The 13306-nt window shown below is 70.5% G+C and carries 12 protein-coding genes; 4 read left to right on the top strand and 8 right to left on the bottom strand.

Features of this window, described 5'->3' with window-relative positions; genetic code table 11:
- Positions 1-112: 112 nt before the first annotated feature.
- Complete coding sequence (locus tag OG381_RS43685; protein WP_307022079.1) at positions 113-283, top strand: hydrophobic protein; 171 nt, start codon at positions 113-115, stop codon at positions 281-283.
- A 78-nt stretch (positions 284-361) separates the two neighbouring features.
- On the opposite strand, the gene OG381_RS43680 is transcribed toward OG381_RS43685, so the two are convergent.
- Together OG381_RS43680 and OG381_RS43675 are read right to left on the bottom strand one after the other, a co-directional pair.
- Positions 362-1543, bottom strand: a complete 1182-nt coding sequence (locus OG381_RS43680; protein WP_327721541.1) for an MFS transporter — start codon at positions 1541-1543, stop codon at positions 362-364.
- A 121-nt stretch (positions 1544-1664) separates the two neighbouring features.
- Positions 1665-2213 carry a YciI family protein gene (locus tag OG381_RS43675; RefSeq protein WP_327721540.1) on the bottom strand — a complete coding sequence of 183 codons (549 nt, stop codon included), beginning with the start codon at positions 2211-2213 and terminating at the stop codon, positions 1665-1667.
- Positions 2214-2408: 195 nt separating this feature from the next.
- Here OG381_RS43675 and OG381_RS43670 point away from each other — a divergent pair, with 195 nt between their 5' ends.
- Together OG381_RS43670 and OG381_RS43665 are read left to right on the top strand one after the other, a co-directional pair.
- A complete protein-coding gene (locus tag OG381_RS43670) occupies positions 2409-3335 on the top strand; it encodes a DUF1353 domain-containing protein (protein WP_327721539.1) in 927 nt (308 codons plus the stop codon).
- Positions 3336-3512: 177 nt separating this feature from the next.
- Entirely contained in the window at positions 3513-4193 is a 681-nt protein-coding gene (locus OG381_RS43665; RefSeq protein ID WP_327721538.1) for a hypothetical protein, read from the top strand.
- A 20-nt stretch (positions 4194-4213) separates the two neighbouring features.
- Here the strand turns inward: OG381_RS43665 and OG381_RS43660 are convergent, their stop codons facing one another.
- From OG381_RS43660 to OG381_RS43650, 3 genes are all read right to left on the bottom strand, one after another.
- On the bottom strand, positions 4214-7063 hold the full coding sequence (locus OG381_RS43660; protein ID WP_327721537.1) for an ATP-binding protein: 2850 nt from the start codon (positions 7061-7063) through the stop codon (positions 4214-4216).
- A 156-nt stretch (positions 7064-7219) separates the two neighbouring features.
- Positions 7220-8653: a sensor histidine kinase gene (locus OG381_RS43655; protein WP_327721536.1), complete on the bottom strand. Its 1434-nt coding sequence runs from the start codon at positions 8651-8653 to the stop codon at positions 7220-7222.
- The gene (locus tag OG381_RS43650; protein ID WP_327721535.1) at positions 8650-9318 is read right to left on the bottom strand and encodes a response regulator transcription factor; all 669 of its coding nucleotides are present in this window, start codon (positions 9316-9318) and stop codon (positions 8650-8652) included. Before OG381_RS43650 ends, OG381_RS43655 begins: the two co-directional genes overlap by 4 nt.
- 171 nt (positions 9319-9489) lie before the next feature.
- Between OG381_RS43650 and OG381_RS43645 the strand changes: the two genes are divergently transcribed.
- Complete coding sequence (locus OG381_RS43645; RefSeq protein ID WP_327721534.1) at positions 9490-10158, top strand: PepSY domain-containing protein; 669 nt, start codon at positions 9490-9492, stop codon at positions 10156-10158.
- Here OG381_RS43645 and OG381_RS43640 read toward each other — a convergent pair.
- The 3 genes from OG381_RS43640 to OG381_RS43630 all read right to left on the bottom strand — a co-directional run bounded on the left by OG381_RS43640 (position 10133) and on the right by OG381_RS43630 (position 13305).
- Positions 10133-11041, bottom strand: a complete 909-nt coding sequence (locus OG381_RS43640; RefSeq protein WP_327721533.1) for a hypothetical protein — start codon at positions 11039-11041, stop codon at positions 10133-10135. The two genes, OG381_RS43645 and OG381_RS43640, sit on opposite strands and share 26 nt — an antisense overlap.
- Positions 11042-11104: 63 nt before the next feature.
- A complete protein-coding gene (locus OG381_RS43635) occupies positions 11105-11950 on the bottom strand; it encodes a carbohydrate ABC transporter permease (RefSeq protein ID WP_327721532.1) in 846 nt (281 codons plus the stop codon).
- Positions 11947-13305, bottom strand: coding sequence for an ABC transporter permease (locus OG381_RS43630; RefSeq protein WP_327721531.1), 1359 nt, complete (start codon positions 13303-13305; stop codon positions 11947-11949). Before OG381_RS43630 ends, OG381_RS43635 begins: the two co-directional genes overlap by 4 nt.
- Position 13306 lies beyond the last annotated feature (1 nt).

Genomic DNA, 13306 nt, shown 5'->3' with positions numbered 1-13306 from the left:
GAACTCCGGGAGAAACAGAGCTGAGTTCCCGCCTTGGCAGTGGACAAACCAAGGAAATCGATCGTGTGTTCCTGCATTACCCGGGCACTAGAAGCTACGGAGGTTGATAACTATGGTTCCCCTGCTTCTCGTTCTTCTGCTGGCTCTGGTCCTCTTCGGTGCGGGTTTCGCTCTGAAGGCACTGTGGTGGATCGCGGTCATCGTGCTGGCCGTCTGGCTGCTGGGCTTCGTCATGCGCTCCGCGGACACAGGTGGCCGCAGGGGCCGCTGGTATCGCTGGTAACCCACCACTCAACACCGTGCCGGTGGGCTCCGGATGCATATCCGGAGCCCACCGGCACGTTCCTTGAGACGCTCGGTTTCAGGATGCCTTTCGGTCGGCGGGCTTCTCGATCCCGGAGGTCACCCGTGCCCCGCGGAAAAGCACCGGGAGCCACAGGAGACATGCCAGCAGCGGGACCACGGCATAGGTGGCCATGCCCACACTGGAGCCCAGCCCGTCCATGAGCGTGCCGAGAACGAGATAGCCGATGCCGATGAGTGCCGACTCCACGAAGGCGATCATCGACAACAGGCTCGCCCGGTGGCGCGACGGCACGGCCTCGTTGAACACGTTGTCCACGATCACGGCGGTGATCTCGGGAATCCCGACCAGGGCCAGGAACGCGGCGACGGTGACCCAGACAAGGCCGAGACCGCTGAGGCCGAGTGCCGCGGCGAGCGTCAGGAGGGACACCGGGACGATGACCCGATACCCGAGGTGCCGGTCCGCGCGGTCCGACAGCAGCGGGGTGAGCCCGCCGACGAAGAATCCCGCCGATATGACCACGCTGACCCATGCGGTGCCCGCTCCCTGATCGGAGAGGGTCTTCTGCGTGAAAATGATGTACGGCGTCAACGTCGCATGCATCAGTCCGGACACCACGACGAGCGTCACGAGCGCCGGCGTGGCGACCCGAAGCATCGCCCGCCATGCCGAGGCGTCGCCGTGCCCCTCGGCTCCCTGCTGCTCGTCCACCGCGTCGGCGCCGCGGATCTCGGGCACCCGTGACATCAGCACCACCACGGCCAGGAAGAGGCACGCCGCCGAACCGGCGTAGACGACTCCCCAGGAGATGTGCTGCAGTTGGCCGCCGAGGACGATGGCGGCTCCCGAGGTGACCGTCCCGAGCATGGTGAACCGGGACCTGATCTTGACGTAGCCGGCCGTTGCACCGCGGCGCACGAGCAGGTCGTACAGCAGGGCGGTGTCCGAACCGGACACGCAGGCCATGCCCACGCCCTGCCCGATGAACAGCGCCAGGAACACCCAGTAGTTCGAGGACGCCACCTGGCCGAGCAGACATCCGGCTATCAGCACCTGGCCGATCACGATGCTTGCACGCCTGCCTATTCGGTCGGCGATGACTCCCGTCGGCAACTCCGCGACTCCGCTGACCAGGTAGAGCAGTGTCTGCAGTAGGGCCACTTGCCCGGCGGAGAAGCCTCGCTGATAAAGGAAGAGGACGAACACTCCGCGCTGGAAGAGCGTATTGGCGAGCACGGCGTACACGTAGAACGGGCGCGTGACACTCCGTGCAGCATGGTCGACCGCGGCCGGTTCCTCGGCCAACCGAGTCAACACCGGCGACCGACCGCCGAAGCTCCAGCCTGGTGCACGTGGCTCATCGACGCCCGCCGAACTCCCAGTCGTGGACCTCGATGTCCGCGTACCGCTCCGCAGTCAGGACGGCGCGTGCCGTGTCCGGATCCGGGGCCGTGAGCAGCACCGCCGTACCCAGCCAAATGTCGCCGTCGTCGGACAGCAACGGCCCGTACGCGACCAGCTGATCCCGGTCCGGCGGCAGGTCGAGGTCGGCGGCCGGGCCCTCGCCGAGGCCGATCACCAGGTACCGGTTGCCGTCGGTCCGGTCACCGGGGAACTCCCACATGGTGCGCCCCAGCACGTTGCGCCAGCGGCGCAGCAGCACGTCCCGGTAGGCGCCGGCCTGGTAGTTGGGCTCGTCGAAGGCGAACGCGCGGGCGGCGGCGGGGTCGGGCAGGTCGACGATGTGCACGCTGCCGGTGGGTGTTTCACCGTCATCGGCGAAGGTCGGGCCGCGAGCGATCAATTCCTTCGCGTACCGGTCCATGTAGGACCAGTGCGCCTCCAGCAACTCCTCACGCAATGCGAGGGAGCCGGGCCGGTCACGGTGGTAGCAGAAGAACTCCATGACCGCAGACCCTTCCCCATCAAGGGGATCATCTCAACTGTCTTTGGCGACCATGACTTCGCGCGCCGGTCGCGCGCCCGGTGCAGGGCTGGCGATGGACACTTCTGGGTGACTGACCGCGGGGAAGGCGAGTAGCGGCGGTCGCCCGTCGGAAGGAATGGGGAGAGGAACCGGTCCGGCACGAGGGAGGCGCTCATGGTTGTGTCCGGCGTAAGTGGCCCGATCGCCCAGGAACCGCGCCGGTTCTACGACGGTGGCATCGACGGTTCGGCGGGACAGCCGGAAGTCCCGCCCGACCGCGGCTCCGATGCCCGTATCGAACTCGAGCGGGTCGTCGTGGGCCGCCACGAGTACTTCATGATGCAGCGCCGCATCGCGTACCGCGACCGGCACCTGGGCGAGCTCCTGGTGCCGCGGGAGACCGGCACTTTCCGCACCGACCTGACCTCGGTTCCCGCGTTTCTCACCTGGCTCGTGCCGAAGACCGGCGAGCATCTCCCGGCCACGCTGCTGCACGACGGACTGAGCCACCCGGAGGGTGTCCCGGAGTACACCTCGACCGACGGCAAGGTCGTGCGGCGCGCGGAGGCCGACCGCGTACTGCGCGATGCGCTGGCGGACGCCGGCACCGCGCTGATCCGGCGGTGGCTGATCTGGTCGGCGGTGGCGATGGCGACCATGTGGCGCGGCGAGGGAACGGGCTGGCCGAGGTGGCTCCAGTGGCGCTACCGCCTGATCGTGGGCCTGACCGCCTTGGGAATCGTGGTGCTCGGCACCTGGGCGACCATCGACCTCCTCGACGTCGAGATCTCCTGGCTCGGCAACCTGTGGTGGATGGGGAACCGGCCGTGGTGGGAGGAGCTCGTCGGCGGGCTGACCGCGGCGATCGTGTTCTCGGTGGCCTGGGCGGTGACCTGGGGGCGCTTCTGGCGGGCCGGCGCGGTCGTCGGGGTGAGCCTGGCGGTGCTGTTGCACGTCACGGCGGTACTGCTCCTCATCTCCGCGCTGTACCAGGTGGCGGAGCGCTTCACGAAGAAGGCTCCGAAGACGGCGGGCACACTGGCATGCCTCGGGCTACTGGCGGCACTGGCCGGCTTCATCGCGGTGCTGGCGACTCCATGAGGGCGGAGCGGAAGCAGGACTGACCTGTTTCAGTAGAACTACGCAATCCTCTACGGGCATTCACCGCACGAGGCACCTGGTGCGCGCGAGTGGCGGCAGCGTGTGTGACGCTGTGGCAGGCGGCATGGTCGATTGCTTGTGAGCACACGGCTCCGTTCCCGAAGCAGGGGGGAACTCATGGGAAGCGTACGCACGTTGATACCGGTCATGGCCGTGGCAGCGCTGCTCTCGGTCTCGGGATGTTCGGACGACAAGCCGACCGCCCAGGCGACTCGAACCGCCTCCCCGTCCGAGCTCGCTCACTACACGGCCGCTCCCGACCCGACCACTCCGACGCCGAGCCCGACGAAGACCGCGCCCACGGAGTGCGTGAAGACCAGTGGCATGAGCGTCGAAGAACTGACCGACTACCTGAAGGAACTGCCCAGCAGCAGCGGTGCGTACCAGTCCAGGGGCCTGACCCTGGACTCCTCCGGCCTGAACTTCACCCCGGAGGCGATCCAGAGGCCCTGCAAGGCAGTCACGGTCAAGTTCGCCCGCTACTGGGTCGAGGTCGAGAAGACGCGGGAGGAGACCGCCGTCACCCCGGCTCGCTACGAGTACCACTACACGCCGATCAGCGTCGTCTCCGTCAAGGCCGGCCCGCAGGACGGCAGAGTCCCCGACACCGCGCCGCCGGGCGGCTCCGACTGCCAGGGCTCGCTCTCGGTGGTCTACGTCGGCGAGGACATTCCGCAGAGCCGGCTCCCGTCCGACCTGGAGCTGACCTATGCGACGGCCCCCGCCCCGATCGAGGTGGCCGGAGACGGAGTGCTGTCCGCGCTCTACGTCTCGCCCATGAGCGTGGTGTCCTGCTGACAGGACGGTGACGGCGAAGATCAGGTGGACCCGGTCGGCCCGTTCGTCGTGTCGCTCAGCTCGAGCCTGGTCTGGAGAACGGCGAGGGCGGCTCGCGAGGTGACGCCGGTCTTGCGGTAGATGCGGCTGAGGTGGGACTCGACCGTGCGGGGGCTGAGGAAGAGACGGGCGGCGATGGCCGGGGTGGTCAGGCCGTCGGCGACCAGCGCGGCGATCTCGCGTTCGCGGGCCGACAGGCCCGGCAGCGGGGCCGGAGGCTGGGCGGCCGGCTCGGCGTGCACGAGGGGGTGGATCGCGTCGGCCAGGCCTGTCAGTTGACGTGCGCCGCCGCTTTCGGCGAGCTGTCGGGCCCGTGTCCACATGGCGCGGGCGCGGTCCGGATTGCGGGCGGCGGTCAGAGGTGCGCCGAGCAGCAGGCTGAACGCTTCCCACAGCACCGCTCCCCCACGGGCCGTCATGTCCACGGCCTCCTCGAACAGCTCGGCGGCCGCTGCCGTGTCGCCCGCGGCGGAACGACAGTGGGCGGTGCTGCGCAGCGCCGAGGCCTGCTGCGACGGCAGGTCCAGCTCCTCCGCCTCCTTACGGGCCCGGTCCGCCCAGGTCGCGGCGGCATCCGTATCGCCGGTCAGGACGGCGGAGGTGACGAGGATCTCCAGGATGAGCGGACGCATCGACGGGTGGAGCGCGTTCAGGTTCTCGCCTCCGCCCCGCAGGACCGCGGCCCGGGCGCGCTGCGGATCACCTGCGTGCATCGCCGCCTGAGCGAGCACGCACCAGGCGATGGACGCCCACCAGTTGGTACGCGTACCCGCTGCGGCGACGGCTTCCTCGGCCACCGACAGTGCGCCCTGGTCGCCCGGCGGGAGGGCGTACATCTGGGCGTACGCCTTGTTGGTGAGGACGAAGGCCGACAGTTCGTCGCTGCCGATGCCACGGGCGATCGTCTCGGCCTCGTCCGCGAGTTCCATGGCCGAGTCCAGCCGCAGGGTCTGGAGACGAACGTATGCCTTGCACAGCAGCAGGTGCGGCAGGACGTAGAGCTGCCCGCCGCGCCGGGCGATGGCCAGGCCGCGATCGGCGTGCCGTTCGGCATCGGCATAGCGCTCCAGGAACGCCTCGGACCAGCCGAGCCGGGCCAGCGGCTCGCACAGACCCGCGAGGTCGTGATCGGTGAGGGCGTCGACCAGGGCGGCGGCCCGGTCGCTCGCCTCCCGCGCGGCGCCCATGTTGCCTTCGTACGTCTCCCCGAGGGCCGCGATCGCGAGGGCGCCCGCCTGGGCGACCTCATCGCCCAGCGCCCGGGCCAGGTCGAGGGTGCGGGTGACCTCGGCACGCAGCTCAGGGTAGGCGGTGGAATGCGGCGCGGACGAGCCGAGTTCCAGGCCGAGTTCCACCGCGTCGGCGTCGGAGGGGCCCGGTGTCCGGGCGAGTTCGCGGCGCAGCAGAGCAACCGCCTCGGCGTACCGCCCGAGGTGACGCTCCATCACCGCGCACAGCGTCACCGCGGAGGCCCGCACGCTGCGTGGCGTGCCCGCCTCGCCGGGCGGGGACATGGCGATCACCTCGTGCAGCAGGTCCCGGCTCTCCCGCAGTCCTCCGCACACGCCCAGGGCACGGGCCCGTCGCAGCATCAGATCGCGGCGCAACGTGGCGTGTTGCGGCTGGTCGGGCAGGTGGGTGAGGGCGACTCCGAGCCAATGGGCGCTGCTCGCGGGAGCGGTGGCGGCGGAACGCTCGGCCGCTTCGGACAGTACGGCCACGGCGTGCGGGTCCCAGCCGGTCAGTGACTGCTCGACGTGGTGGGCGCGTTCGCTGGCGGGGGCTCCCGCGGCGGCCAGCGCGTCCGCGGCGAGGCGGTGCATGCGTACGCGTTCCAGGGGGCGGGTGCTCTCGTGCACGACGGCCCGTAAGACCGGATGACGCAGTGCCCATCGCCCGCCCGGCCCGGGACGCAGGAGATCACGGTCGGTCAGTGCTCCCAGGTCCGCGGTGACCTCGGCCTCGTCCCGGCCGGTCACCACGCTCAGCAGGGCGGTGTTGCCACGGTCGCCCAGGACGGCCACCGCCTCGGCGGTCCGGCGCTGTGCCGGGGTCAGCGGGGTCAGTTCGTCCAGCAGGACGGAGCCGAGTCCGGCCGAGTGCGGTGGGGCGTCCTGCCCGGCGGCGCGTCCCGCTTGTCCGGCTTGGAGGAGGGCGAGGAAGTACAGCGGGTTGCCGTCGCTGGCGGCGTACAGCTCGGCGGCCCGGCCGGGCTGCGTGCCGGGTGCCAGGTCGGGGGCCAGGATCTCGACGCAGGCCTGCTCGGCGAGGGGTCCGAGGTTCAGCCGCAGCACGGTACCCATGTCGATGCCCCGGGTGAGCGCGGCGTCCAGGGAGGCCGTGGTCTGGCGGTCGCGCCGGGCCACGACGATCACGACGGGGGCGTTCGGGGGGTGGCGGACGAGGTGGTCGAGGAGTTCCAGGGACGCCGGGTCCGCCCAGTGCAGATCGTCCAGCGCCACGACGAGCCCGGTGCCGGGGCCGGACCGCGCGATGCGTACGAGCAGCTTCGCGATGGAGCGTTGCAGCCCGAACCGGTCGCCGCGCGCGTCCTCGGCACCCGGATCCGTCAACTCCATGTCGTGGTCGGCGAGTGCGTCGCTGAACGGCTGGTAGGGGATGTGCTGTTCGTACTCGCTGGCCCGGCCGCGCAGTACCGTCATCCCCCGGGCCTGCGCCCGTCGGCAGAACTCGGCCATCAGCCGGCTCTTGCCGATGCCCGCGGTCCCGGCGAGGTCCACGACGGAGCAACCGCCGTCCTCGCCGAGTGTCCGGTCGAGCACCGCGTCCAGAAGTTCCAGCTCTGTCGCCCGGCCCACCAGCGGAGTCACATCGCCACCTAACTCCCCATGGCCACACGGCCGTCGGGGACGTTTCCATGACGATCTTACGTAATCCATGCCCGGTGCAGCCAAGCCGACCGGACTCCACCCGGCTTGTTGATCGAAAGGGGCGAGCCGGAGGAGGCGACGGCCGGTTCAGCGAGATCACCCACCAGCCGACCGGCTCAGCCTCAGCTCGAACAAGGCGCCTCCCCCGGGAGCGTCACTGACGGTCAATGTGCCTCCGTGGCGTACGGCGATGTCCTTCGCGATGGCGAGGCCCAGGCCGGCGCCGCCGTCGTCGCGGGCTCGGGACTCGTCGAGCCGGACGAAGCGCTCGAAGATGCGGTCGCGGTCGGCGAGCGGGACGCCCGAACCGTCGTCGGCGACCTGGAGGACCACCTGGTCGCCGGCCGTGCGCAGGGTGACGGTGACGCGATCGCGAGCGTGCCGACTGGCGTTGTCCAGGAGATTGCCGAGGACACGGCAGATCTGGCTGCGGGAGCCGTTCACCTCCACGGACGCGACGCTGTCGAGGGTCACTCCGTCCCGGGAGGCCACTTCCTGCGCCACCACCCTCGCCAGGTCGAAGCGGGCGTCCGGTGGGGGCCGCTCCCCCGCGTCCAGGCGGGCGAGCAGCAGCAGGTCGGCGGCGAGGCTCTGCAGTCGTACGGTGTCCTCGACCGCCCCGTCCAGGTCCAGCAACTCCGGGTGCGCGGCGCCCACTTCGAGCTGGGTGCGCAGGGACGCGATGGGGCTGCGCAACTCGTGGGAGGCATCGGCGACGAACGCGCGCTGCCGTGCGACCGAGGTCTCCAGGGCGGCGAGGGTCTCGTTCGTCGTGACGGCCAGACGGGCGATCTCGTCGTGGGTGCCCGGCTCGGGGACCCGCCGTGACAGGTCCTCGGAGGCCATGATGGCGGCCATCTCGGCACGGATGCCCTCGACCGGGCGCAGCGCCCGTCTGGTGACGAGGTACGTCACCCCGCTGACGGTCAGCAGCAGCAGCGGCAGCCCGATGAGCATCGTCGTCAGCGCGACGTCGACGGCGTCCTCCTCGATGGACAGCGGAGCGCCGGCGTAGACGGTGAGCGGGACACCTCCCGGCGTGATCACGTCGACCGCGGCGAACCGGTACTTCGCCGTGATGCCCTCGACGGTCGCGGTGCCCTCGCCGTACCAGGTCTCGTCGGTGATCTTCCCGGTGGTGAGCGCGTTGTTGTCCTCCGTCTCCCGGTCGCCCTCCGCTCTGTCGTCGGCGTCGTCGTTGGTCTCGGAGTTCAGCCGGTCCGAGGCGGCGGCGGTCACGTTCATGCCCTCGACGTCCTCGCCGACCGCGACGGGCTTCTCGTCCCGGTCCAGGACCTCGACGGGGTTCTCGTCGCCGTCCGGCAGGTTCAGCTGGTCGTACGCGAACCCGTTCGTCAGCGCCGAGGCGGCGTTACGAGCGACGGCGTCGGCCTCGGCGTCCGCCTTGTCGGTGAGGGTGAACCGCAGCGAGAGCACTACGGCGGTGCCCGCCGCGACCAGTGCTATGGCGACGACGGCCGTCGCGGCGAGGGTGGCCCGCGCCCGTACGGAGCGGAGACGGCGCTTCACGGGCGGGCCTCCAGCCGGTACCCGGCCCCGCGTACCGTCTTGATGAGCGCCGGGCCGAGCTTGCGGCGCAGCGTGCTGATGTAGACCTCGACGATGTTCGGGTCGCCGTCGTACGCGAAGTCCCAGACGTGCTCCAGGATGTCGGACTTCGACACGACCTCACCGGATCTCATCACGAGCTGCTCGAGGACGGAGAACTCCTTGGTGGTCAGGGTGATCTCGTCCTCGGCGAGGAACACCCGCCGGGCCCCGGTGTCGACCTTCAGATCGCCGACCGTGTGCACGGGCGAGGCTCCGCCCGCAGGCCCGCGCCGTCTGAGCAGCGCCTTCACCCGGGCGACGAGGACGACGTAGGAGAACGGTTTGGTGAGGTAGTCGTCGGCACCCGTGTCCAGGCCCTCCGCCTCGTCGTACTCGCCGTCCTTGGCGGTGAGCATGAGGATGGGCACGTCATGGCCGGCGGCCCGCAGGGCGGCGCAGACCCGGTAGCCGTTCATGCCGGGCAGCATGATGTCGAGGATCACCAGGTCGTAGGCGCCCTCGCTCGCCCGGTGCAGGCCCTCGGCCCCGTCGTGGACGACGTCCACGGCATACCCCTCGGCCGTCAGACCCTTGGCCAGCGACAGCGCGAGCCGCTTCTCATCTTCCACGATCAACAGACGCATGCGCTCAGCTTGGCAAACCGAACCTGAAGCGGCCTTCAGGGGGCTTCAGCTCCGCTTCAGTGTCGGTCGGCCAGATTGGGTCCCGTCGACAGCGGACGAGGCGGACAAACCGACCGCGATCGACAAAGACCTCTGTCATTCGTTGCAGCCGTTCGCATCCTGGAGGAACCCATGAAGCGCAACACCGTCATCGCCGCCGCCGCGGCCGTCGCTCTGGTCGGCGGCGGTACCGCGGCCGCCCTCGCGGTCTCGGGCGACGACGAAGGGCCGGCGAAGAAGACCGTGGCGGTGACGAACGACGCCGACGACACCGATGGCACCGCCCAGGACGCGGACCCGTCCGCCCGCCCCACGGACGGGTCGGCCGAGGACAAGGCCGAGAACTCCGCCGCGGCGAAGGCCGGACAGATCACGGCCGCGGACGCGATCAGGGCGGCGCTGCGGCACACGAGCGGTACGGCGGTCTCGGCCGACCTGGACGACGAGGGCACGGCCCATGTGTGGGAGGTCGATGTGCTGGCCGGCGGCGGTACCTGGCACAGCGTCCAGGTGGCCCCGGCCGACGGCAAGGTCCTCGGCTCGCACACCGAGAAGGACGAGGACGGTGACGACGCCGCCGAGACCGCGCGGATCCGTGCCGCCCTGAAGGGCACCTCCGTCAGCGCCGCGGAGGCCGCCGAGGCCGCCGCCGCCAAGGGCACGGTGACCTCCGTCGACCTGGACGAGGAGAGCAGGGAGCCCGCCTGGGACGCCGACACCACCGCCCCCGACGGCACCGGCAGCGAATGGCGCGTCAACCCCGACTCCGGCAAGGTCACCGCCGACCGCTCGAACGACTGACCGCGCACACCATTGCCGGCCTACGCCTGTGAGCCACATGAATACCGTTGAGCGGGTGAGCGGGCGGCACGGGGGTGGGGGTGCCGACGGCCCAACTCCCGGGTGAGGCGGGCGACATCAGACCCAGTCGAGGGCGGCCGGTTCCCGCAGGAAGCTCACGAAGACCGAGTCGTCGTCGTCCGGGCGGGCAGGGTTGTGGAGGACCCGCACCGCGCCACCCTGGACGAGCACGGACGCGTCGCTGTACTTGCGCGTGACCCAGCGGCGCGTGCCGGCGGCGTCGACGTAGGTGACCGTGGCGGTGGCCCCGCGACGCGCCGCCCGCCGGAGTCGTCGCTGGAGTGGTGGATGCGCAGCTCGCTTTCCGCAGCCCTTCGGTCAGCAGCCGGTCCCGGGTGGCGGCGCTCGCGGTACTGCGGCGCTGGGCGCGGACGGCCGACCACACCAGCAGCATCGAGAGCATGACCAGGAGGCCGGGCAGCCAGAGGTCGGCGTAGTAGAGGATCCACTGCCCCCAGCCCCACGGCTCCGGCGGCTCGTAGTCCGTCACCACCCAGCCGACGCGGTCCGCCGCCACCCAGCCGCGCGACGCGACGGCGACGCCCAGGGTGAAGACGGCGACGCCGGTCGCCAGTGCCCATCCGCCGCCGCCCTGTGCGGCCCGGTAGCCGTCGAGATGGTGGGCGCCCACCGGAAGTCCCAGGCCCACCAGGAGCATCCCCGCGACCACCCCGACGACGGCGAGCGGGACCGAGACACCGGAGACGTGGGTGCCCGACGGCGCGTTGAGGGAGATCGCGCGCAGCGCGTCGAACCACAGGGCGACCGGCAGAGCGAGCACGAAGGCGCCCGCGGCCCCGAGGACGAACCAGAGCACGCCCATACGCAGAGCCGCCGGATCGCCCACCTGACGATCACGCTTCGCGGTGTGCGGCCGACTGGCCCACTACTTCACGGACCCGGCCATCACCCCCTGGACGAAGTGCCGTTGGAAGGCGAAGAACACGACCACCGGCACGATCAGGGACAGGAAGGCGCCGGGCGCCAGGACGTCGATGTTGCTGCCGAACTGCCGTATCTGCGACTGGAGTTCCACGGTCAGCGGCTGCGCCGAGCTGTCCGCGAAGAGGAGCGCCACCAGCATGTCGTTCCACACCCACAGGAACTGGAAGATGGCGAGGCTCGCGAGGGCGGGGCGCCCCACCGGCAGGACGAGCCGGATGAAGATGCGCCACTCGCTGCCTCCGTCCATGCGGGCGGCCTCCAGCATCTCCCGCGGTATCTCGGCGAAGTAGTTCCGCAGCAGGAAGATCGCGAAGGGCAGGCCGTAGGAGACGTGGAAGAGGACGACGCCGGGGATGGTGCCGAACAGCCCCAGCTGGCCGAAGAGTTTGGCCACGGGCAGCAGGCCGATCTGCACCGGCACCACCAGCAGGGCGACGACGAGCAGGAAGAGCGCGTCGCGGCCGGGGAAGTCCAGCCACGCGAAGGCGTATCCGGCGAGCGCGGCGATCACCACGACGAGCACCGTCGTCGGCACCGAGATCAGCACGGTGTTCCAGAACGCCCGCGTGATCCCGGAGTTCTCCAGCAGCGCCGCGTAGTTGTCGAAGGACAGCTGCCCCGGGCTGGCGAACGTCGTCCACCAGCCGCCTTTGGCCGTGTCCTGCGTGGACCGCAGGGACGACAGGAGCAGTCCCGCGAGCGGGGTGAGCCAGATCAGTCCGACGACCACGAGGACGGCCTGGACCGCGCTGTTGGCGAACCCGCGCCGAAGCGCACTGAGGTTCATCGCTGACTCCCTCGGAAGCGGCGGACGTTGAAGACCATGGCGGGGATCACCAGGAGCAGGAGCAGGACCCCGAGGGCACTGCCGAGCCCCTGGTCGTTGCCGCCGCCGAAGGACACGAGCCACATCTGGGTGGCCAGCACGGTGGCGTCCTCCTGTACGGGTCCTGGCGCGATGATGTAGACGAGGTCGAACACCTTCATCACGTTGATGACGAGGGTCACGAAGACCACGGTGAGCACGGGCGCGAGCAGGGGCACGGTGATCCGCCGGAAGATCTGCCACTCGTTGGCGCCGTCCATCCGGGCCGCCTCCAGCGCGTCCCGGGGCAGCGTCGAGAGGCCGGCGCCGATGAGGACCATCGCGAAGCCGGTCCAGATCCACAGGTAGGCGCCGATGATCGCCGGGGTGACGAGTGCCGGGCCGAGCCAGGAGATGCCTTCGTAGGGCGGGGCGAAGTTGGAGCTGGGGAGCGTGACGGTGTACGAGCCCGCGTCCAGGCCGGTGAAGCGGAAGGAGCCGTCGGCGGCGGTGGTCGTGCTCGCGATCGTCTTCCCGTCGCGCACCGCCTCGACCCGCATCTGCGGCAGTCCGCTCTCCCGGGCGTCGACCACCCCCTGCTTGCCTCCCCCGCCGCGCGTGAAGTCGAGATAGACGACGCCGCGCAGTTCGTCCGCGCCCGCTTGGCGGGCGGCGGCCTCCTGGGCGGGCCGCGCTTCCTGGGGCAGTTCCTTGGGTGCCACGCCGACCAGGCCGAGAGAGAGCGTGTCGCCCGGTGAGACGCTGCTGCTCGTGCGGTAGGAGCCGTCGGTGCCCTGGGTCAGGCCCTGCCCGTCGCGGGCGCGGGCGGTCGGGTAGGAGGAGGTGCCCTGGAAGGCGTCGTGGATGCCGACCACCGCCGCGTTCAGGACGCCCTTGTCCGGGTCCTCGTCGTAGGCCAGGCGGAAGATGATGCCGGCCGCCAGGAAGGAGACGGCCATGGGCATGAACAGCAGCAGTTTGAACGCGGTGGCCCAGCGGACCTTCTCCACGAGTACGGCGAGGATCAGTCCCAGGCCCGTCAGCAGGGCGGGGGCCACGACGACCCAGATGATCGTGTTGCGGAGTGCTGTGAGGGTGGCCGGGTCGCGGAACATCTCGGTGTAGTTGTCACCGCCCACGAAGCTGGTCCCGGAGGCGTCGAAGAAGCTGCGGCCGACGGTGAACAGCACGGGGTAGAGGACGAGGGCGCCGAGCAGGAGCAGCGCGGGGAGGACGAAGAGGAGGGCGATGGTCCGCCCCCGCCGCCGGGCGCGCCGCTTGTGGGCGACGGTTCCGGCGGCGGGGGGACCGACCGCCTTCGTGAGCGTGGCGGTCATC

Source organism: Streptomyces sp. NBC_00490 (genome assembly GCF_036013645.1).
GTDB lineage: Bacteria > Actinomycetota > Actinomycetes > Streptomycetales > Streptomycetaceae > Streptomyces > Streptomyces canus_F.
This window is presented reverse-complemented; position numbering and strand designations above follow the sequence as displayed.